Annotated in this window: 19 protein-coding genes; 6 read left to right on the forward strand and 13 right to left on the reverse strand. The window is 66.8% G+C overall.

Annotated elements, in window-relative coordinates:
- Positions 1 to 32: 32 nt before the first annotated feature.
- The 10 genes from ACH34W_RS28100 to ACH34W_RS28145 form a co-directional block, all read right to left on the reverse strand.
- A complete protein-coding gene (locus tag ACH34W_RS28100; protein WP_395964091.1) occupies positions 33 to 680 on the reverse strand; it encodes a hypothetical protein in 648 nt (215 codons plus the stop codon).
- Positions 681 to 1,901: 1,221 nt separating this feature from the next.
- The gene (locus ACH34W_RS28105) at positions 1,902 to 2,276 is read right to left on the reverse strand and encodes a plasmid mobilization protein (protein WP_395964092.1); all 375 of its coding nucleotides are present in this window, start codon (positions 2,274 to 2,276) and stop codon (positions 1,902 to 1,904) included.
- Positions 2,273 to 2,554 carry a hypothetical protein gene (locus tag ACH34W_RS28110; protein WP_395964093.1) on the reverse strand — a complete coding sequence of 94 codons (282 nt, stop codon included), beginning with the start codon at positions 2,552 to 2,554 and terminating at the stop codon, positions 2,273 to 2,275. Before ACH34W_RS28110 ends, ACH34W_RS28105 begins: the two co-directional genes overlap by 4 nt.
- A 453-nt stretch (positions 2,555 to 3,007) precedes the next feature.
- The gene (locus ACH34W_RS28115) at positions 3,008 to 3,373 is read right to left on the reverse strand and encodes a tyrosine-type recombinase/integrase (RefSeq protein WP_395964094.1); all 366 of its coding nucleotides are present in this window, start codon (positions 3,371 to 3,373) and stop codon (positions 3,008 to 3,010) included.
- Positions 3,374 to 3,502: 129 nt separating this feature from the next.
- Positions 3,503 to 4,084: a hypothetical protein gene (locus ACH34W_RS28120; protein ID WP_395964095.1), complete on the reverse strand. Its 582-nt coding sequence runs from the start codon at positions 4,082 to 4,084 to the stop codon at positions 3,503 to 3,505.
- A gap of 509 nt (positions 4,085 to 4,593) precedes the next feature.
- Entirely contained in the window at positions 4,594 to 5,529 is a 936-nt protein-coding gene (locus tag ACH34W_RS28125) for a hypothetical protein (RefSeq protein WP_395964096.1), read from the reverse strand.
- 221 nt (positions 5,530 to 5,750) lie between these two features.
- Entirely contained in the window at positions 5,751 to 7,115 is a 1,365-nt protein-coding gene (locus tag ACH34W_RS28130; protein ID WP_395964097.1) for an N-6 DNA methylase, read from the reverse strand.
- Positions 7,116 to 7,160: 45 nt separating this feature from the next.
- Positions 7,161 to 7,343 carry a hypothetical protein gene (locus tag ACH34W_RS28135; protein WP_395964098.1) on the reverse strand — a complete coding sequence of 61 codons (183 nt, stop codon included), beginning with the start codon at positions 7,341 to 7,343 and terminating at the stop codon, positions 7,161 to 7,163.
- 601 nt (positions 7,344 to 7,944) lie between these two features.
- The gene (locus ACH34W_RS28140; protein WP_395964099.1) at positions 7,945 to 9,714 is read right to left on the reverse strand and encodes a hypothetical protein; all 1,770 of its coding nucleotides are present in this window, start codon (positions 9,712 to 9,714) and stop codon (positions 7,945 to 7,947) included.
- A gap of 341 nt (positions 9,715 to 10,055) precedes the next feature.
- Positions 10,056 to 11,420, reverse strand: a complete 1,365-nt coding sequence (locus tag ACH34W_RS28145) for a hypothetical protein (RefSeq protein WP_395964100.1) — start codon at positions 11,418 to 11,420, stop codon at positions 10,056 to 10,058.
- Positions 11,421 to 11,620: 200 nt separating this feature from the next.
- Here ACH34W_RS28145 and ACH34W_RS28150 point away from each other — a divergent pair, with 200 nt between their 5' ends.
- Positions 11,621 to 12,658, forward strand: coding sequence for a septum formation family protein (locus ACH34W_RS28150; RefSeq protein ID WP_395964101.1), 1,038 nt, complete (start codon positions 11,621 to 11,623; stop codon positions 12,656 to 12,658).
- Between the two features lie 400 nt (positions 12,659 to 13,058).
- On the opposite strand, the gene ACH34W_RS28155 is transcribed toward ACH34W_RS28150, so the two are convergent.
- Positions 13,059 to 16,328: a BTAD domain-containing putative transcriptional regulator gene (locus tag ACH34W_RS28155; protein ID WP_395964102.1), complete on the reverse strand. Its 3,270-nt coding sequence runs from the start codon at positions 16,326 to 16,328 to the stop codon at positions 13,059 to 13,061.
- Positions 16,329 to 16,435: 107 nt separating this feature from the next.
- Here ACH34W_RS28155 and ACH34W_RS28160 point away from each other — a divergent pair, with 107 nt between their 5' ends.
- The 3 genes from ACH34W_RS28160 to ACH34W_RS28170 all read left to right on the forward strand — a co-directional run bounded on the left by ACH34W_RS28160 (position 16,436) and on the right by ACH34W_RS28170 (position 18,409).
- Positions 16,436 to 17,110, forward strand: coding sequence for a hemerythrin domain-containing protein (locus ACH34W_RS28160; protein ID WP_395964103.1), 675 nt, complete (start codon positions 16,436 to 16,438; stop codon positions 17,108 to 17,110).
- A gap of 53 nt (positions 17,111 to 17,163) precedes the next feature.
- Complete coding sequence (locus ACH34W_RS28165) at positions 17,164 to 17,691, forward strand: DUF4267 domain-containing protein (RefSeq protein WP_395964104.1); 528 nt, start codon at positions 17,164 to 17,166, stop codon at positions 17,689 to 17,691.
- 220 nt (positions 17,692 to 17,911) lie between these two features.
- Entirely contained in the window at positions 17,912 to 18,409 is a 498-nt protein-coding gene (locus ACH34W_RS28170) for a hypothetical protein (protein ID WP_395964105.1), read from the forward strand.
- 1,063 nt (positions 18,410 to 19,472) lie between these two features.
- Here ACH34W_RS28170 and ACH34W_RS28175 read toward each other — a convergent pair.
- The gene (locus ACH34W_RS28175; RefSeq protein ID WP_395964106.1) at positions 19,473 to 19,874 is read right to left on the reverse strand and encodes a nuclear transport factor 2 family protein; all 402 of its coding nucleotides are present in this window, start codon (positions 19,872 to 19,874) and stop codon (positions 19,473 to 19,475) included.
- 94 nt (positions 19,875 to 19,968) lie between these two features.
- On the opposite strand from ACH34W_RS28175, the gene ACH34W_RS28180 reads away from it, so the two are divergent.
- Positions 19,969 to 20,349, forward strand: a complete 381-nt coding sequence (locus ACH34W_RS28180; protein ID WP_395964107.1) for a winged helix-turn-helix transcriptional regulator — start codon at positions 19,969 to 19,971, stop codon at positions 20,347 to 20,349.
- 331 nt (positions 20,350 to 20,680) lie between these two features.
- Here ACH34W_RS28180 and ACH34W_RS28185 read toward each other — a convergent pair whose 3' ends face one another.
- The gene (locus ACH34W_RS28185) at positions 20,681 to 20,962 is read right to left on the reverse strand and encodes a hypothetical protein (protein ID WP_395964108.1); all 282 of its coding nucleotides are present in this window, start codon (positions 20,960 to 20,962) and stop codon (positions 20,681 to 20,683) included.
- Between the two features lie 326 nt (positions 20,963 to 21,288).
- Here ACH34W_RS28185 and ACH34W_RS28190 point away from each other — a divergent pair, with 326 nt between their 5' ends.
- A complete protein-coding gene (locus ACH34W_RS28190) occupies positions 21,289 to 21,477 on the forward strand; it encodes a helix-turn-helix domain-containing protein (protein WP_395964254.1) in 189 nt (62 codons plus the stop codon).
- Positions 21,478 to 21,492: the final 15 nt, after the last annotated feature.

A 21,492-nucleotide genomic window follows, 5' to 3' on the forward strand; every position in this document is an offset into this window, starting at 1 on the left:
CAAGGCCGACGAGCACAGTGACCGTTTCGAGGTCAACGGAGGACGACCCTGCCTGCCCGCAGCGCTTCGACGTAGCTCCGCGCTTGTTTGATGCTCAGATCGGTGTCCTTGCGCGCTTGGACCACCGCTTCTCTGCTCTTGCCGTCGGCGATCAGGCGCAGCACCTCAGGCGAGGGCGCCGTGATAACGGTCTGTCGGGTTACCAGTCCGCCCTCGTCGAGAAAGGTCGGTTCAAGGTAGGGGTCTTCGTGGAAGCGCCAGTAGACGTCGAGGTCGAACTGCGGCTCGGACACCCGACTTTGCAGCCACTCAACACATGCGGTCGTCCTCTCGAAATCATCGGGGTGTATTTCCTGGCGACACGTCAGAGCCCAGCCGGGGCGCGGTTGGTCGTACTCGCGTCGCTCCAACGCGGCGAAGAGCACCCCGCCGATCCGCCAGGCTGGCCCGCGCCGCGCCAGCGCCGGGACCTTCACTTCCACCCAAGAACCGGCTGCGCCAGGTGCGTAGTCTGTGGGATTGCCGTCCTCGTCGACGAACTCCCCGGGAAACTCCGTCACGATGGTGCACTCAGGCGGCTCCGGTCCCAGTCCCAGGTGCCAGCGCAGCTCATTCACCTCGGCCTCTGAGAGGTCGTCGGGAAGGTCGGCGTTGATGAGCAGTTCGTATGCGTCGGCCATGCCGCATATCCTCACACGGGCCGTTATAGAGCGGCGTCACGCCGGGGCAGATTGGCTCATATGCAAGTGGCGCGCTGCACGTGACAGGGTGCAGGCCCGTAATGGCCGCGACAGCGCCCTGCGCGCGATCAGAGACGGCACCACAGCAGTTGCGGGACAGCCCTTAGCCCGTGACGGTCTACGCGTTGACGGGTTGGACGTGCCCGAAGCGAGGGCCTCGCGGCCCCCAGCCCCCCGCGTGCCGGAGCACTCGTTCGCGCGAATCTGTCTGTCACACCTTGCTCGCCGTCCGCGCGAACGAGCACTCCGGGTCGTGGTGGAGGTGTGCGAGAAGTGCTAACGCAGGTGCTAACAACGGCCCTGGATGACCTTGGACAGTCGTGGACGTGCGGGAAGCTGCGCCGCTGGTCAGAGGATGGATTTGGACGGTCCTGGATACCGCTGATCTTGCTACGGATCAGAAGGCGGCGGACACCGACCGGCTGACAGCCGAGGCTTCCTCACCGAGAATAGAAGTGTGGTTCGGCGGGAGCAGTACGAGCGCCTTGAGCGTCTTCTTCGGTCAGACGGTCGCGACCGCATTGATATGACGTTCGCTGAGGTGACGGCGGTGATCGGTGCAGCGTTGCCCCAGAGCGCTTACGACCACCCGGCTTGGTGGGGTACAGACCCGAAGCACACTCAAGCGGTCTGGTTGGACGCCGGCTACCAGGCCCGCCCGAACCTGACAGCGCAGCGCGTGACCTTCATTAGGACCGCCTGAGGCTGACAGCAACGGTGACAGCAACACCAGCCACCAGCCCCAGCTACGAGCGCACGCCGACAGCCCGTCGACCTCAGCCGCGTTCCTCCGGCAGGGGCGTTGCTATACCTGAAAAGCGGAAGGTCGGCGGTTCGACCCCGCCCCTGCCCACCCTTCTGAACAGCCAAAACGCCCCGAAGCCATAGGCTCGGGGCTGCTTGTGTAGACAGCAACGCGCCTAGTCCAGCGGCGGACGGTCACTGTCTTGCATGGGACATCCGCGCTAGTGCAACCCCGTCTACAGCCGAGCAGGTCAACTCCCCGCGAGTCAACGCGGAGTAGCGCTCATGCTTGGACGGGCGGGTTTACGTCAGCGCGTAGGCAAGATCCAACGGCGGCTAGTACCTGAAGTTGCCGTCATGAAACCCCCGAGTGCCAGATGGCGAGACACTAGGTTCAACCCACCTTGGCGTTGGTCACTAGACCCTTTCGCGGTCTTCTTTGCGGACCGCTACAACTTCGGCAGCGTCTTGGATACGGGTGAGCGCGACTCCGAGATCTTCACGAAGGCGCTGAAGGTCGATGACGTCACTCGCGGCCGCCGCAAGCGCGGCCTTACGGATGAACGTGGCCGGCCTCATCCCAGCTCGCGCGGCGGCTGCCTTCACCGCGCTCAGTTCGTTGGTGGCGAACCGCGTGGAGACAACTTCATCCAGCGGAGCATTCACGCCAGCCAGTTCAACTCCCTCGCCATCAGCCATGATGGCTTCGCGCCGAGAATCGTAGTACTCGGCCAGTTCCTTCTCACTCATCGCCTCAAGTTCGGCCTGAGTCTTCTTCGGGGCAGTCGTCATGTCTTCAGCTCCCATGCGGTGATCGGGCGAGGGGTGGGCAACTCCTGCCCGTGTGGGGTGATCACGGGATACTGGAACACCACGGCAACACGCTTCCCGCCGTCGGTGATCCCGTAAGCGATGTAGTCGCCACTTCGCAGCTCACCGCTGTTGCTCTCGATCTTGAGAGCGTCCCGGTTGGCGAAAATCTGGTTGATCTCCGTCTCAGAGACACGCCTGGTCGCGTGTTCGCGATTGGCATCGTCCCAGTCGAGAGGGGTCTCATAGTCATCCTTCACATCATGTTCCCTCCTGTATTACAACTCACACCCGACTGTATTACAAGTGCGCCAGGAGTGGGAGGCGCCACATACTCCTGGCAGCCGAACCATTACCCTGTGTGCATGTCAGAGTCGGCCCGACTGCCAGCGGTCGAGAGGGTGTGGCCCGTCCCGTGCTCGTCGACCGTGTGAGGGCCGCTGAGTCGGGGAGCATGAGCGTCGCCATCGTTCGCTGAAGGACCAAGGGCAGGGCAGCTGGACGTGACAGCAACGTTGACAGCAACAGTGGCGCACGACCCCCACCCCGGGTGCACCCCAACAGCCCTGGAAGCATGGCGAACTCGGCTGAACTCGACTCCCGCTATTCCTGAAAAGCGGAAGGTCGGCGGTTCGACCCCGCCCCTGCCCACACTCTAAGCAGCGAAAACGCCCCGAGGCCAATGGCCTGGGGCGTTTTTGACAGCAACGGCCTCAGCCGAGCGCATCCCCCAGCTTCCTCAACGCCGCCTGCTTGCCATCGAGCGAGGTGTGGGCGTAGATCGTCATCGTGACTTGGATGTCGCTGTGCCCGACGATCTCCTTGACCACGTCCGGCGCGACGCCCAGGTGCAGCAACGAGACGCAGGTGTGGCGCATGTCGTGCGGGCGCATCCCCTCCAGGCCCGCCGCCGCGGATGCGGCCCAGCTCCGGCGGAGGTTCTCTGGCTCCATGGGTGCGCGAGGCGCGAGGGGTAAGACGAGCCCGTAGTCCTCCCAGTTCGGCCAGGCGTCGGCCCGCTCGGTGGCCTGCCGCACTTTGTGCTCGCAGAGAGCCGCGATGCAAGCCCGCCCCACCATTCAGGACACCCAGGAAGGACGCGAGCGAGCCAGCAAAGATCAACCGCTACCAGGGCACCCTTCGCCCTTACCGGCCTGGATCCGGTTGTGGTCTGGATCACGCCGTCCGCATCAACAAGGACTCCGGCGCTAAGTCGCGGGGGCCGCTGACCCGCGTGCTGTTTCCAAGCGGCTTCTTCGTTTGGCAACGCCAGGAACCAACCAGCGGATGACGGACGGCTTGACCGGATGCCTGCGGTCGAAGTCGAGCGCCACATCGATGACGGGTCTGCCGAGCGCCTCAACGACCGCACGGTCTGATTGATAGCTGAACCATCGCAACCATAGGACGAAGATGAGCAGCCACCCGCCGGGAAACAGGCCAACCCCCAAGATATTGACCCAGCCAGGAACACCGAACGGGATGTTGGCCAGCGAAATGACGAGGGTGAGTACGACGAGATGACCGAGGAGCGCCCGCCCGAGCCTGCCGAAGGTACGAGGGTAGACCTTGTAGCCAGCGCAGACCTCCGCCAGAATCGCTTCCCTCTCCGCCGGTCGCAGCGCGTCGAACGGCGGGCCGATCACCAACACAAGGTTTCCGCCACGCTCTCGAAGGCTGATACCTGTATGCGACCAACGCGAGGTCCGGCCGAACTCGACTTCTGGTGAGCCGATGTTGAACGCGACAGCGAGCCTGCGAGCCATTGCGCTGATCTCGTCGATTTCCACGCGTGCATGATCGCAACAGTCACAGGCGTTTGCCTAGGCGGCGACGGTGAACAGCCACGGCGTTCACATCCTCACCATGGGCCGCTCGAGTGAGCCGTCATCCGCGACGGCGGTTGAGCGTGTCCGAAGCGGGGCTTCACAGCCCAGCCCCCGCGCACCGGAGCACTCATGCGCGCGAAACACTCTGTCGCACTCTCTCGCCGTTCGCGCGGATAAGCACTCCGGACCGTTGTGGCACGGCACGGGGACCGGTGACCAGCTGGCACGGCGCCGAGGCAGGCGAGCAGGTGCCGGGCAGCGGCTTCTAGGTTGTGGACGCTTGGAACGGAATAGCCGACACGGCGCCGGCTACTCCCTTACGGTCGCCCCTACGGGGTGGCCTACGGCCATGACCGGCCCCAACCAGGTCAGCACTAAAAGGGGAGCCGCAGCCCTCACCGGACCCGCGTTCTCCCGAGGAGGCGCGGACCCCGTCCCCTCCGGGAACGGGTGACCGAAGGATGATGCCGTCAGATGATGCGTGCCGCGATCAAGGACACGTCTCGCAGCACCCGATCGAGCAGGTCCTTCAGCAGCCAGTTCTCCTCAAGAGCCAAGCGGGCTCTGTCGTGAAGAGGTTCGACCGCTTCCTGGAACCGTCGGCGAACTTCGGAATTGGGCCAGGGCAGTTCCAGTTGCGAGAAGGCGCGTCGGCTGATCTCCCTGGCCTGCCGGCCTTGCGCGATCTTGGCAAGGTCGGCGCTTTGGGAACGCAGCTCGTGCAGCAGCCACCAGCGGTCCGAGGGGGCGGACGGGCGCACCGCAAGCACCCCCCGTTTCGGGGTGGTCGGCACCCATGTCAGTGCGGTGCGGGCACCCTCGGGTCTTGACGCGACCAGTACGGTCCCCGGTTCGCAGACGTCGCCCGGCTCGGCGGGCGTTTCCCGTCCTCCTTGGATGTAAGGAGGATCCGCGGCCAGGACGTCGGCCGGCGCTATCCGGAACGTCGCGACACCGCCCATGACCGGCGGCGGCTGACTCGGTCGGCCGGTCATCACCGAGGCAACGGCACCGAATGTGGAAGATGTCCACGAATGTCCATGCCGCCGCGCCAACATGGCGTGATGAGCGTCGGCCAAGGTGACGGCGTCCGCGGCGATCCGCTGGTTCAGGTCCCTCTTGTCCTGCACCAGCTCGACCAACCGAGTGATGGTCTCGATTCGTTCGGGGGGAGGGACGGCCACCTCCATCGCCCTTAGCCGGTCGATGCTCAAGGTCGGCTCGACATGCGCCGACACATGCCGGTCGAACCACGCGCGGGCGATCGGCGTCTGGAACCAGATCTTCAGCCAGCGGGTGATGTCGTGGTTCCGTGCGCGGAGGATGCCGACGGAGCGTGTCGTCACCCAGCCGGAATGCCACTGGTCGATCAGTGCCGCGTCACCCACCCGGCGGATGAGCACCACGACCAGATCGCCCTCGGCGAGGACGGCACGACTGTTCTTGGTGCTCGGCGTCGCGGCAGGATCGGGGGGAGACGTCCGCAGGCGGCCATCGCGGACGTCACTGGCTCTGATCACTCCCCGTCCGCTGGGAAGCTCCTGTTCGGGAAGCCCGTAAGTGACCTTCAGGTCCGCGGCCTCCTTCACCGTCATGCGCTGCCAGCCCTCAGCGCTGAGTTCGCGCATCACAGCTCGTCCAACACTCGAAGCAGGTCGGCCTCCAGCATGCGCGCCTCCTCGAACTTGTACCGGAGTTCGGCGGCCAGTTCATCGATCTGCCGTTGCTCTGGAGCACCTTCGATGCCGAACTCACCGGTGTACCTCGGCGGTTGCAGGTCGTATCGCTGACCGGCGATCTCCTCGGCGCCGACGGAACGGCACCGACCGGGCTCGTCACGGTATTTTCCGGCCGCCCCTCGCCACGCCTCGAGCGTGTGCAGTATCTGCTCGACCCCTTCCGGGCTGAGGCGACGCTTACGCGTCCTCGGCACCGGTTCGTACGCCGTCCGCGCGTTGACGAAAAGCACCTTGCCTCGACGGTCGCTGCTCCCCCAATCATCGCGAGGCCCCTTATCCGTGTTGAGCAGCCACAGGCAACAGGGAGCGCGGCTGTGAGGGAACAGGCCCGGCGGTAGAGCCACCACACATTCGACAACATCGTCTTGGACGAGCCGTCCGCGCAACTCCTGCTCTATCTGTCGTGCCCCGGTCGCGGCCCCCTCCGCCATGAGGATTGCCGCCCTGCCCCGAGGAGCGAGCGCGTGGACGATATGGAGAATCCATGCCAAGTTCGCGTTGTCCCGTGGGGGCGCCGCGTCCGACCACCTCGGGTCGTCCGCGTGTGGTTCGGCACGCCACGAGCTGTTGAATGGCGGATTGGCCAGAACGATGTCATAGGAGGACTCAGCGGGCCGCGCGAGACTGTCCATCGGCGCAAGCAGCCGCGCGTCCAGGTTGCGGGCAGTCAGGTTCATTCGCGCCACATGGAGCGTGGAAGCGTGTACGTCTTGGCCGGTCAGTTCGAGATTCGATGGTCGGCCCGCGCGTTCGGACACGTGCCGGGCGGCACCTATGAGCAATCCGGCTGATCCACACACCGGATCGAGCACCAGCTGGCCTTCCTGCGGATCCACCGCCGCCACCATCAGCCGCGCGACGTCATTACGGGTGAAGTAATTCCCGCTTTTCGCGTGCGTTTCGGACAGGTCCTGAAGGCACCGGTCCAGGCAATCATCGAGGTGGTCGACTCGATCTGCCGCCTTAACCAGGCGACGTAGAACGGCGTCGGCGGTTGGAGGAAGACGCGGCACGAACGCGCGGTCCTCCTCGCCTTGATACCGGAGCAGGCATTCCCGCACCAAAGACCCCATCTGCTGCTGCGACTTGTCCGCTTGAGCCAAGAGCCGTGCCCACGAGGAAGCCTGGTCGTTCTGCGGGTAGTTTCGCGCCTGATCTCTCAGCATCATGAGGCCGACCACGACGCGGCAGGCGTCATGAAAGCTCAGAAGACCACCCAGATCACGCACTGGAATTCGCACTTCAGGCGGCATTACAACTCCTCTTCGTGACCGGACGCACTGCTCCCGGGTCCTTGCTCACGCGATGCCGCCCGTTTTCATGAGCAGGACGACCACCGGGACCGCGGCGGCAAAAGCAGCGGCCCCGGCTGCCATGGCCCCGATGACCCGGCCGTCGTCGAGCCACTTCAGGAATCCGGTCAGCAGCGCCGCGATCAGCGCCACCAGGATCACCACGACCACGATGAGTACTCGCTCCATCTGCGGCTCCATCTCTACTGGGCGCGAGGCCGGCGAACGGTCGCGCAGGGGTTCCGGTGCGGCGGGCGGCCTGCCCGCCCGACACAAGAACGGTAGGACGCTACGGCCTCGGCGCCACTAGAGCACGCTGTTTGGGTTTTCCTACAGAGGGATTGATGCCTACTTCTAGCCATATGTCGGTTTTTGGCGGTGCGGGGAGGTGGCCTGCTTGTGGCTGATCCGCGAGAACGGGCTCGGATGGCCGTCCAGGAGGCCAATCAGGAGCGAAACGGCAGGTACTCGAACGGCGAACGAAGCCCGGCCATTTCCTCGTGGCTTCCAGAGACGGCATGCAGACCTCACGGTCGCCGTCAGTCTCCCGGGGTGATCAGCCGACCGTCGAGTTCAAGGTTGCCGCCGATTAAGGAGTGCGTTTCGTCCATCAGGACCCGGAACTGTTCGATGGCGCGGGGATGCGACCAGTCCGTCGGCCAGCACAGCCCCTGACGGAAAGGCTGCTCGCTCGCTCCATCAATCGTGCCCGCATCTGGACCCGCGCCTACCGCGGCACGTGACCGGACTCGGTGCGTGCGTTCGGGCCCTGCTTCTCTTGGCTCGAGTCCTATTCGGCATCACCGGTCGTAGCCTCGGATCCAGTCGATTCCGTAGACATCGTGCCAGTACTCTCGCCCTTCTTGCCCGCCTCGATGGGGGCGTAGCGCCGCCGTTGAAGCTCATCGCGTTCGGCGTCCGGAATCGACATCGACTCGGCCAGCACGGCGGCGAGCGCCTCCACCTGAGTGTTGTCGATGTCAGCGTGGAAGAGCCACCGGATGTTCTCGTCGCGCGTGATGAGGTCGATCGCCAAGCGCCCGCTTCCGTCCTGTGTGGTCGCTACTCGGACGTATCGCACTCGGCCAATCGGGATGTCTTGCCCGATCTCGCCTTGCTCAAGGAACGCGTTCGCCTTGGCCGCGATGATGCGGCGATCCGTAACGGCGACCAGGGTCTTTGCCGCTGCCTTGTCGATCGCTGCCGCAAATCTCTCCTTCGCCACGCTGAAGATGGCAGAAAGTGGACCGAGGGCATCGAGCTGGTCGGGGAAGCCGAGGACACGAAGTGTCTCACCGTCTTCGAGGAACCATCGCAGTATGCGAAGGTGTGGCTCGAGATCCAGCGATTCGGGTGCGCAGACGACACCCGGAGCCTCGAGCGGAGGGGCTGGGGGATGGAGAGCGTCGGCAAGAGGCTCGATCGCCTCCAGAAGACGGGCGGAGGTTTGGCGGGCCGCCTTCGAGTCCCTCCGCTTCCTCGTCAGCGACTGTGGCAGTGCGTCGCGTCCGGGGAGCTCGGCGATGATTCGGAGCTCCCGCGTCAGCGAGTCGACGAGGCTCGTGGTATCGGTGAGAGCGGAGCCGAGCCTCTTGCCAGTGTCGCGCGCAATAGCGTCGACGAGCCGCGCCTCGCCGGCATCTTCGGGTGCAGCGGCCCTCGCCCGCGCGGCGTGGAGCGCCTGATACCCGGTCCAGGCCTTGACGGAAGACAGAAGAGCATTGGCATCGAAGAGGATCGCCTCGGCGCTCGTCTCGAGATACTCACGGCGGCCACGAGTGTCGAGCTGATGAATCTGCCGGACGTGGTTGCCGACGTTCAGTCGGTACAGCTCCAGCTGCTTACGCAGGTCCGCCTCTTTGCCCGCGACAGTGTCCCAAAGGGTCGTCGGGACCGACTCGATCTCTCGCGCCTTGTCAACGGCGTGATCGACGGTGGTGACTAGCCCTGTCAGCTCCGCCCACTGCTCGTGGCGGATGGTTGTGAGTACCTGGCTTGTCAGGGCGATGTTGGTCCTGACAAGGCCCGTGATCTCACTCAGCTGCATCTGAAGGGCGACCATGGCCAACGCTGGTCCGACCGCGGCCGCGGTCTGCGCCGAGCTCACCGCAGTCACGGGGATGAAGCGGGCCTGAGCGAGGCCGCTGGAGGAGATCACTGTTCCGAGATTTGCGCCATCCTTGGTGGCAAGCGCTCCGCCGGCCTTCAGTAGGGCCCGTGTCGAGTCGCTGAGCCTGTAAAGCCCCTGCACGCTGGCAAATGCGTTCCCGAGGTTGCCGGCCACAGTCGCCGTGTTTCCGAGCGAGGCGAGGACCATGGAGATTTGCTTGCGGTCGGCGGCCGACACGAGCCCAAAGTCGATCAGATCAAGCTTGAGCTCATCCGGAACCTCACCGGACACGACAGCAACCCCTGGGAGCACCTCCGCGATGACCGTCGACACCGTCGTCGAATCGATGTCCGAGTTGGGTGTCGGATCATCCACAGGTGAGTCGGTGGCATTGCTCTGGCCGTTCTCCTCACGCGCAGCGATCTCCATCGAGTCCGAGGGGTCCGGCATGCGATCTCCTCCACGCGACGGCGTACAACAGCCAAACAACGTCGGCGTTCACTGCCGCAGGCTACGGCACGACGTCCTGCGGTTCAGTGGTACCACGTCCCGTCGCTCCGCGACCTGGCTGGACGAGCGCGACCGCCACCCTGGCCTGGCGCGGCCAGGTCCAAGCACTACTTGTGCACGCCTCCATCGACACCGCCGCCCGCTACTTCCGATCCGGCTCTGCCGAGAACACCGCCGTCGCCGAGCGACATCTTCGACCAGTAGGCCCACCGCTCCTACCTTGCGACTGAGGTCACGTTCGGGGAAATGGGCGTCGGCCCGGCGCACGCACGAGTCGAGCTTTACTTGATCAACTTTTCCCAGAAAGACTGGTTCTTGAGCAGGTAACTCACCAGCGGCAGCAGAAGCCCGAGGTTGCGCAGAGTGAATCGCCTCCGGATCGACGCGTCGATCGGCCAGATCGGAGCGCGCTCCAGGGCGTCCATTCGCTGCACCAACGCGTTGAGCTGTCTCTCCGCATCCTCGCGGGCTAGGACGCCGTCCTCACCCAACTCCCTGCGGGCCTGCTCGATCCGCCGCGACAACCGGTCGGACTCAGCCCACAGTGTGGCCTCCTTCTCCTCGCGCATGACCGTGTGCAGCGACCACATGGGCGCGAGGAACGCCAGCACCTCAACGGCGATAGCGAACGGCAGCAGCCATTGGAACTGGGTCTCGAACGACTGATATCTGCTCGCGATCCCTTTTCCGTCGGTAAAGGCGAAGAAGAACAACCAAGCACCCATGTAGATGGCGGGTATCGCCGCGAGGAGCGACTGGTGCAGGAGGTAGGCGCCGATGGGTTGGAGCCCGCCCGCACCGTCCTGGTGGCCGGCGACCACTCGGATCCGCATTTCGTGTTTGCGCACCGCGCTGCCAATGCGCCCGTATGAGGCGACTCGCCCCAGCCACGCACCCGCGAGGGCCACCCCTAGAAGGATGGGGATGAGGTAGGCGGTCCCGAAGGGACCGAGCCAGATTGTCGGGCCATCTGTTTCACTGGACATCCATCCGATCCACGGCCCTGTCACCATGAACGCCACTAGGGCGCCTATGCCCGAGCCCCATGCCCAGCGGCAAGCAAGGCGGTCGAGTTCCCCCGACAACTCCTCGACTGCACCTGGCCCACCCGTCAAAACGTCGCGGTCGCTGAGCCGCCGCAAGGTCCGCCGCAGCCGTTTGGACAGGCCCTTGGCCCGTGACCATCCGGCGACCGTGAGAACCGAGGCGGGAGCCCACAAGAGATCCCACTGGCGTGGGTCAGTCCCGAACGCGACGAGCTGCACCGTCACAATGACCGGAGCCATGGACCAGGCGAGCATGTACAGGACACGGCTCTCGACCGGCTCCGCACGCAAGGCGTCCAGCACCATCAACGCAGTCATACCGGACAGCCAGGCGCTAGCGGCGAGATGCAACGTCAGAGGGCCCGCTCCATCGCGGTAAATACCGGTCGGCAGGACGGCCGCCACGGAGCCGGCCACGAAGGCGACCTGCCAGAAATGCATCGAGAAGAGCTGTGCATTCCCGACGGAGAAAACCTGAGTGGGTGCTACGACCCGTCTGATGCGACCCGTCCAGCCCACCTGGCGTATCACGACCTTTCGATGCGGGAGTGACAACGTATAACGTTGCTGGACACCCCTTGGAGTGTCGATCTCGGCCACACCCGGCCACAGACACAGGCGGTGAATTCACTGGTCTTCGCCGACGACTGGTTCCCGCCGAGCAGGGACGTCGGCGACAGCATGGCCAAAGGCGGCCGGAGTGATCACAAATTCAGAACCTCACCCGTTTCGATCCATTACGTCCCATACTGTTGCCGCTCGTGACTGTGCCTCCTGGTGGTGACGATAAGGCCTGGGTCTTGCCCGACCCCGCTGCGTTGATCCCCGGCCCACACGTCAACCAGCCGCCAGCCAGCGCGCTGAACACCGAACCGAAGACGAGCTGGTTCGCCATCGTCGCGCTGGTCACCGGGCTGATCGGCGGCGTGGTGTTCGCGGTGGGTTTCGCCATCGTCGCGCTAGTGCAGATCAGGCGCCGAAACCGGAAGGGCAAGAGGCTGGTCATCGGCGGCCTGGTCGCCGCAGCGATCTGGACGGTGGTCATCGCGGTCGTTGTGGTCGGCGCCTTGCCCAGCGGCCCGGACCGTGATCACTCCGGCCGGATCACCAAGCGCGGCAAGGCGACCGTCGCGGCGCTGAAGGTGGGTGACTGTTTCACCGGCTTGCGCGGCAACACCACCAACGTCAGTGTTACGGCACTGCCTTGCGCCGAGCCCCATGACAGCGAGGTCGTCGCCAGGATCAATCTGGCCGACGGCTCGTTCCCTGGCGCGGCCGAGTTGGATCGGCAGGCGAAGGCCGAATGCGACAAGCAGATCGGGGCGGTCTACAACCGCAGCCGCTACGCCGCTCATCTCAAGCTGTACGCATCCTCACCCGACAAGGCGTCCTGGGACGACGGCGACCAAAGTGTGGCCTGCGTCATGCAATACACCGGCGGTGGTCGGATGACCGCCGCCCTCACCAACACCATCGACCGCACTCTCACGCCTTGGAATGACGTCCGGCAAGGCGACTGTTTCCGAGAATGGACAACTGAGCTGTTTCAGCGCACCGTTGCGTGCACCGAACCCCACCGGCACCAGGTCATCGCCACCCACGAGCTCACCTGGGGGCCGCGCTGGCCCGGCGACAAGGCGATGGAGAAGAAAGCCTGGGCGGGATGCGAGAAGCGCATCACCGCCATCTTCGGAATGCCTCCGTCCCTGTCCCTGCTGCCCGTCAAGTGGTCGTATGTGCGCCCGTCGGAGTCGCAATGGGGCAATGGCATACGCGACGTCATCTGCCTGGCCGAAGCGGAGACCGGCACCCTCAACCGCTCCATCCTTCCGCGTTGATGTGACGCCCAAGTCGGCTCCGACCTCGCGGGGCTGACTGTCAGCTAGCGGCAACGCTCCCGTGGCGGGTAGTGCGGTGGCCGCGCCGGTTGGGGAAGGCGGCGGTGGGTTCGTCGACTTGGAGGTCGGAGCCGGCAGATCGGCGTACGGTACGCCGACGGCGCCAAGGCAGTCGAGCCTGCGGATCGGCCGGACGGCCCGATCTTGCTCGGTTCGGCAGTGGTGGCGGTAGGCATGGTCGCGACGCGATCGCTCATCACGAGTGGGGATGTGGCCGTTTTCGCCGGGGAGCGGTTCGAGTTCGCGGTGGAGTGACCGTTGGCCGGGATCGTCCTCACGCTGGATGGGCGGCGATCGCGGACGCTGTTGAGCGTTCGAGGTTGTTCTGGTCGGATGTGGATCAGCGTTCGCTGATCTTTGCGCGTGCGTCGGCGGCCCAATGGGGGGCGTTCCAGCGGTCGGCGATGTCGGCTGCCTGGGCGAAGTGGGCGGCGGCCTCGGCGTCGCGGCCGAGGAGCAGGGCCAGCGAGCCGAGAGTGTGGGCGACCGGGGGGAGGGCCAGGGACAGGCTCGTCGCTCCGGCCGGGGGGCCGTCGCGGTGGGGGAGCAGGGTTGCGTAGAGGCCTTCGGCGGCGGCGTGGTCGTTCAGCGCTAGGGCGGCCATCGCGCGCACGGTCATGAGGAAGGTGAAGAAGAAGTCGGGCCGGATCGGGGTTGGTGCTGCGCGGACCTGGCGGGCCTCGGCGTCGTGTCCGCGAGTGTGGAGGGCCAGCGCGTACAGGTCGGCGACCATCGGGCCTAGCTCCTCGTGCAGGGCACGGATGTCCTCCAGGTGGTCGCCGAGCGTGTTGTTGTTAACCCAGATCGCTGCGAGCGCGAGCTCGAGGAAGCCGCTGGCGTGCACTGATCCAGCGCGCCTCATGCTCTGGCCGGCCTTGATGTAGAGGCGTTCGGCGTCGGCGAACCGTCCCTCGATGAGCACCATGGCCGCCAGCGCGATCTCGGCGACGGCGACCGCCTCGGGCATCCGGTAGGCACGGGCGAGTTCCAGGGCCTCGGTGGTCATCCGGCGCATGGTGTCCGGGTCGTTCGCGGCGGCGGCCACGGCTGCGTGGTTGAGGAGTCCGGTGACCCGGTAGACGGGCAGGTCGTGCTCGGTTCCGATCTCCACGAGCTCACGGCAGAAGTCGTCGCGTTCGTGGGTGCGGGCCAGAAGCCAGAGGGCAGCGGCGCGCAGGTGGGGGCCGGAGGCCAGGTCCAGGGCCTCTTGGGCGGCCTCTATGACGGTGGGATCGTCCTCGCCCACCAGCTCGTCGGCGTAGGCGGTCAGGAGGCGGGCGCGTACCTCTGGTGCAAGGTCGCCGCGCTTGAGCAGGCGGCTCAGGCGGTCGACGATGGGACGGTCGACGGTGCCGTAGGTGCGGGCAAGCCAGGTGGTGGGCTCGGTCCAGGCGGTGAACGCGGCGATCATCAGGTCGTCGCGCCCGAGGGACTCGGCGTACTCCACCGCCTCGCGGCGCGTCTGGCGGGCGGCGGCCACGGCTCCGGCGCGGATCTGGGCGCGAAGGAGCCTGCCCAGGAGACCGACGCGTTCGTCTGGAGCGCTGGAGTTGGCGACCGCGTCCTTGAGCAGCTCGGCCGCCACGTCGTGCGCGTAGCGCGCCTCGGCCAGCTCGGCGGCCCGGACGCAGTAGCCGACCGCTTTCGGCGACCCCGCGCGTGCGTAGTGGTGGGCGAGTGCGGTGATGTCGCCGGTGGCCTCGAGGGCGGCGGCGATCCGGCCGTGCATGCGGGTGGCCCGCAGCCGGCTGAGGTCGGCGACGAGCGTGTCCCGGACGAGGGCGTGCACGAATCGGACGCGCCCGGGGCCGGGCTCGTCCAGCAGCCCGGCGATGACACCCGCGTCGAGCGCGTCCAGCACGCTGTCCTCGTCTGCGTCGGCTGCGTTCACCAGCACGTCGACCGAGCTTTCGCGGCCCGTGACCGCAGCCAGCCGCAGGACCGACACGCCACCTTCGGGGAGCCGCGCGAGCCGGCGGCGCAGCACGTCCCGTACGCCCTCGGGGACCTCTGAGAGGGCCACCAGTGCGCCCTCGCCATTCAGCAGGCGAGCGCTCTCCCGCACGTAGAACGGGTTGCCGCCGGTGCGCTCGGCGATACCCGCAACGGTCACGTCGTCGGCCTCGCACTCGGTCCGGACCAGCTCGGCGACGGCCGCTTCGTCCAGTCCCGGCAGAGCGAGGCGGACGGGCGCAGTGCGCGCGAGCGATCCCAGCGTTTCGGTCAGGCGCTCGCCTTCGTCCGGGCGGTACGCGGCGACGATCAGGATGGGGGCGCGCAGGCCGACGCTGCCGGACAGGAGCTCGAGTGTTGCCGCGTCCGCCCAGTGCAGGTCGTCCAGCACGACGGCGACCGGGCGCTCGGCGGCGGCTGCGGCGAGCCAGTTCCAGAGGGCTTGGCGTAGCCGGAAGCGTCCGGCGGCGGCGTCGCGGTCCGTTGGAACGGTGTCGGAGAGCAGGGGTGCGAGGTCGCCCGCGAACTCGCGCGGGGATGTGCGGGTAGCGAGGGCCCGCAGCGCCTCGACCCAGGCGGACGCGGGCGGTGCGCCCTCGGCTTCGGGGCAATGGCCTACGGCGACCAGCCACCCGTCTTGTTCGAGGTGGTCAACGAGGTGTTTCAGGAGCGTTGACTTGCCGAGCCCTGCCTCACCGGTGACAAGGGCGACGCGGGCTCCGTCGGAGGCGGCCTCGCCGGCGGCCGTCACCAGCGCCGACAGCTCGGCCTCTCGCCCTACGAACGAGGCGTCGGGGCGGGGCGGGGATGTTCGCTTTTCGGGCTGCGGCACGGGCAGGGGGACGGACGGAGGCACGGGCGGAGGGACGGGCGGAGGCACAGGCGGGGGGACGGATGCGCGCATGACGTCGGTGCGCTGGGTGAGGATCGCCTCCTCCAGCGCCGTCAGGTCCGGGCCGGGATCCAGCCCCAGCTCGTCGGCGAAGATGTCGCGGGCGCGGCGGAGCGAGGCCAGGGCGTCGGCCTGCCTGCCGCTGCTCCACAGCGCAAGGGCGTGCAAGCGCCAACCCTCCTCGCGGAGTGGTTCGTCGCGAGTGAGCCGTTCGGCCTCGGGCACCACCGCGGCGGGGTCGCCGGTGCGCAGGCCCGCGGCGACGTGCAGCTCGCGGGCGACCAGGCGCAGCTCGTTCAGCCGTGCCGTCTCGGCGGCGGCCCACGGGTCGTCGGCGACCTCGGCGAACGCGGGCCCCCGCCACAGCTCGAGCGCCTCGGCCAGCCGTGCGCGGGCGGCGCGCGGGTCGGCGACCGTACGGGCCGCGTGGAGCAGATCCTCGAACCGCCACGCGTCCACCGACTCCGGGGGCAGCCGCAGCGCGTAGCCGGGCGACGCGCTCACCAGCAGCCGGGCGGGGGTACGCGGCGGGCGTCCGGGCTCCAGCAGCTTGCGCAGGTTGGAGACATATGCCTGCAGGGAGGTCAGCGCCCGCGAGGGCGGCTCGCCGCGCCACAGGTCCTCGATCATCCGGTCGACGGGGACCACCTGGCCCCGCGCCGCCACCAGCAGGGCCAGCACTCCCCGCTGCCGCGGCCCGCCCAGGGGAACGGGCTCGCCGCCGATCTCGGCCCCGAAAGAGCCCAATACCCGGATCAAGACCATGACGTGGGACATCGTACGCGCGCGGGGGGATTCCAAGTCGGTTCCAAGTCCCTTCCAAAACCCCGGGAGCAGCCTTAGCACGTCGAACCGATGAAGGGCAGGAACCGATGAGCGTCAACACCCAGGACATGGAGATCGTCCACCGCGCCTTCCGCCGCGAGTCGCGGTTGCTGATGGAACTCGTGGCGGCCGTCGCCCCGGGTGACACCGCTCGCGCCAAAGTGCTCGCCGACCATTTCCGCGGCTACCGGCTGGGCCTGCACAACCACCATGAGGGCGAGGACGAGCTGCTCTGGCCGCCGCTGCTATCCCGGGTGGATCTGGGTGCCGACATCGTTCTGCGCATGGAGGCGCAGCACGAGCGGGTCGCGGCCTCGCTGACCAGGCTGGACACCGCGTTCCCCGCCTGGGAGGGCGCGGCCGGGGCAGGCGAGCGCGACGCCGTGGTCGCCGCCCTGGCCGAGCACCGTGCCGTCTTGATCGAGCATCTTGACGACGAGGAGGCCACTCTCCTCCCGCTCGCCGCCGAGCACATCACCGAGCAGGAATGGGCCTCGATGGGCGACCACATGGTGGCCAACACGCCCAAGCCGCTCCTGCTCAGGCTCTTCGGCGCCGTCCTGGAGGACGCGGACCCGGCCGAGCGCGCTCTCGTCCTCTCCGCCCTGCCCGCGCCGGTCCGCGCCATCTGGCACGTGATCGGCCGCCCCAGTTACGCCCGCCATGTCCGCCGGGTCCGCGGCGTCCGCCGCGCTCGCCGCGCCCGCCACGTCCGCGGCTGACCCCGCACCACCCTGCCTCGCCAACAAACCTGAAGCTCATAAGGAGAAGAACCATGTCGCTGAAGAACATCAACACCGTCCTGGCCACCGCCGTCGTCCTGTTCACCTTCTACCTCGGGATCTCCTTCGTCCTGATCCCGGAGACTCAGGCGCCGGGCTTCGGCCTGCCGAGCTGGCCCTCTGGCGACGGCGGCGGCTTCCTCAACGTGAAGGGCAACCGCGAACTCGCGATGGGCCTGGCGATGGGCATCCTGCTGGTGACGGGCCAGCGCCGCGCCCTGGGCTGGGTCCTGCTGATGGTGGCCGTCGCCCCGTTCGGCGACATGATCACCGTCCTGGCCCACCACGGCTCCGTGGCCACCGCGCTCGGCGTCCACGGCCTGACCGCCGTGGTGATCGCGGCCGCTGGCCTGCTGACGCTCCACGAGACCCGCAAGGCCGCTGCCGCCGAGCCCGCTGCCACCGCTGCCGCTGAGCCCGCTGCCGCTGCCGCCACTGCTGCCGAGCCCGCTCCGGCCGCCGCTCCCGCGACCGCGCCCGCCACTCCCGCAACCGCGCCCGCCACCCCGCAGGCCGTCTGATCACATCGATCCGAACCGTGGCCCGGCCCCCTCGGCCGGGCCATCCTTTCGTCTTCCTGAAAATGGACATTTGGATATCCGTGCAGGTCAGGAAGGGTGTCATCAATGTCCGGACGATGCTGGACAGGAACGATCTTCGTGGTCGGAATTCTGTGGGTATGGTCGGCCCTGCCCGCTCTCAACACGGGCCGTACGGAGCCTTCCACCAGGAGAAACGCAGATGTTCAAGCGCATTGTCACGGTGCTCGTCGCGGCGGCCGCCGTCGTGGGCCTCACCTCCGCGGTCTCCCCCGCGGCGAACGCCGGCGGGTACGGCTGCAAGGGCAACCTTGTGGGCTCGTATCCCGTCCCGCTCAAGGACATGCTCACTGGCAAGCGGTACTACCGCAGCGATGTGAAGCTCTACTACAACCCGGCGAGTGGCTGGAACTGCGCCGTCATGGTCAAGCGTCCCGGGCACGCGCGGTACAACGACAAGGTCCCGATGTACCTGCAGATCATGAACTCGCGCTGGGCTGAGGACCGCCAGAAGAACAACGTCGACACCGACCAGGGCAACTTCCGGCGGTACGCCGGTCCGGTGAAGGTGCAGGGCAAGTGGAAGGGCAAGGGCCTCTGCATCAGCATCTTCGCCCTCTACGAGGACGCCGAGGCGAACGGGCAGAAGCCGGAGTGGAACGGGCGCCTTCACAAGACCAAGCTCGCCTGCCGCGCCTGACACCCTGCCGCGCTCAGGACACCCGATGACCTGACCATCTGAACGCCCAGTCTCCGCCCCGCCGAGCCAGCGCCCGGCGGGGCGGTCGCGTATCCGGCTTTAGGGACCGCCGCTGCTCCTTGTCAGGGGCGAGTGGGACCACCCGCCGCTGCAGACGGACGCGGCCGCCTTGGTCGACGCACTACGCAAGCGGTATGCCCACCCGGACGAGGTCGAGCTGACGACTGTGCCGGACCTGGCGCACCGCTGGCCGACGAGCACGGCCTGGCGCCGATCCCGCAACTGCCGACGACGAAAATGGTCGACGAGATCCTGACGCGGTAGTTCCTCCGGCGGCTCACGCCGAACTGAGCGAGGTCGAGATCGGGCCAGACCAGCTCGCCCCGGTCCGCATGTCACAACGCGCCTGCGGTACCCACCTGTCGTGACGGGCCGGAGTGCTCATCCGTGGGAGCAGCGAGAGATCCCTCTCGCGCGGATGAGCACTCCAGCTCCCGAGCGCTGTTAGTGCCGGATGTGGCTGGCTGACTCACGCAGGAGATTCATGCCCCAGGCGTTCACTTGAGCTTGGAGTTGGTCACCTTGTAGGTGAACGGCCCGCGCTTGTCGGTGACGACGTCGTAGGTCAGCACCCCCCTGGCTGTACGAGCGGGGGGTTTCCCACAACAACTGCGGCGGCGTACGCGTGAGAGCGCGCCAGCGGCAGTAGGCGCATTTGCTACGCACTTTTCCGGACCGATACCTGGACGCCGAGCAGGAGGAGGAGTAATGCATCGCGCCCTGGAACGCAGCGCCTATCTGCATGGCGTCATGCCTGCCCCTGCTGCAAGCGCCTATCATGTCGGCGCTCGGAAAGCAGGATCAACGGACTTAAGCACTACGATCGAGCGATATAACAAAGCGCCGCCCCAAGGCGGCGCTTTGCCATATCGTCGCGCAGACCTCCATCGGTCCGCCCGCCTGAGACCGTCCGGCCGTCTGCGCGGTGACTCACCGGGCCTGGTCCTTGGCAGGACGACCCACCCGTGGCCCGCGACGTAGCGACTGGTCCAGGCCGCTGTGTTCAGGCAGCCCAGAAGTCGTCTTCGGCCTGCTGGTCGGCCGAGAACAGCCACACCTCCGCAATCTTGTCCCCCTCGACCCTCAGCACGTCGACACCGTCCATCGACATCTGCGCACCGTCGCGCTTGGCCGAGAAGTGGACAGGAAACGCCGCGAGCGCGTCGTTGACCATGGGCTCGCCGGTGATCGCGATATCGAGCGTCCCCTCGGTGGCGGCCATCTGGCCGCCGATCGCCCCGTTCACCGCGTCGGCGCCGCGGTAGGTGCCGGAGAAACGGTGACTGCCGGGCTGGTGCCAGATGATGTCGTCGGCGAACAAGCTCCCGATCGTGGCGAAGTCCTTGGCGGCCATCGCCTCGACGTAACGGCGAGCGACAGCGAGGGTGCTGGCGGACGTGGTCATGGAAGTATCCCTTTCGTCGAGTTCTTCCTGCTAGACGCCAATGCTTTCGAATGGTAACCATTTACCTCAACGTAACTAACAGAGGGTGTGACCCATGTCACAACAGCTGGATCAGCATCCGGACTGGAACGTGCTCACCAAGACCTGCCCATCGCGCACGTCACTGGCCCGCATCGCCAACAAGTGGACGGCGATGGTGGTGATCGTGCTCGCCAACGGCAGACTGCGCTTCGGTGACATCCGCACCGCAGTCGACGGGATCAGCGGGAAGGTCCTCACCGAAACACTGCGGGACCTGGAACGCGACGGGCTCGTCCAACGGCACGTATACGCCGAGATGCCCCCAAGAGTCGAATACGAACTGACCCCACTGGGACAGACACTGCACACACCCCTGCAGGCGCTCGGCCGCTGGGCCGAAGCCCACATCGCCGAGGTACTCACCGCACGCGAGGAATACGACACCCGCCGCTGATCCTTCCGAGCGAGCCAAGGCGACAGTTCTGCTGCCGCACGCGGGGCACGTTCACCAGAAGGCTGTGCCACCACAACCAAGAGCAGATGAGGCGATCCAGGCGATTCGCTCCACCAGCGAATGCCCGTTCGCCCGGTGAGGCACCTGGCCAGCGCCGCACTCGCACGCCTCCAATCCCGCAGAGTGGCCGAAGGCCGTGCGCCGTACGCGCCAAACTCCCGCCCAGCCGGACAGCCACCGCTGCCAAGCCCGCGGCGTCGGCATCACCGCAATCTGGGTCCACAGCGACCTGGACACCATGCACGAGTACATCGAGGGCCGCGACGCGTCACTACTCGTAGCCACTGGCCATGACGAGCGCTTCAGAGATCAACTGCCACGTTGGTTGGGCAGGAAACTGCTCACCACGGTTGGCATAGAGGGCCGACAACGCCGATAGGCAGGCAGCCAAGGCTTCGAGAAAGCGCTCCAGGGTGGCGTTCTCCCATTCGTCCGGATGCGCGCGAAGGTCGTCGAGCATCTGGGACACGATGCGAGCCGCATCGACGTGTGAAGAGACCTGATCAAGCCTGTTGACTTCGGCCGATCTGCCAGTCTCGTAAGGACTGCTCATACGAGCCATCTTGCCGCCTACCGCTCTGACGACCGGGCGAGAGCCGCGCTCAGCGGCCGTGCCCCCCGTGTGCCGAGTGAGAACCTTCTCTACGTTTCAAGGGCGCCAGCTTCGCGGTCGCCGGGGCGGCGACCGCGCCCGGCTCTGCGTGCCGGGCATGCGGCCTGTTCCGTCCGGTCACAACGCGCAGCTCATGCGCCGACCCCGAACCCGACACTGCCGTACGCCAGACAACCCCCATCCTCGATAACCCTGCTGCGCACCGAACGCGCCGGCGCCTGGGCCCAGGCTTCCTCCGCCCACTGCAGCCCCGGCACCGTCGCACCCTGCAGGCTTGGGTCGACACCAACACCGACGCCCAGCAGGCAGCCCGTCGCCTCGGGATCAGCCGTAACACCGTCCGGGCCCACCTGCGCACCGCCGAAACCCAGCTGGGCCGCGACCTGCTGACCACCGGCGCCGACGTGTACGACGTCGTCCACGCCGTGCACATCAGCGCCGCCCGGGCTGCCTGAGCACCGTGCACAATT

Source organism: Actinomadura sp. 6N118, from assembly GCF_044326415.1.
Lineage (GTDB): Bacteria > Actinomycetota > Actinomycetes > Streptosporangiales > Streptosporangiaceae > Spirillospora.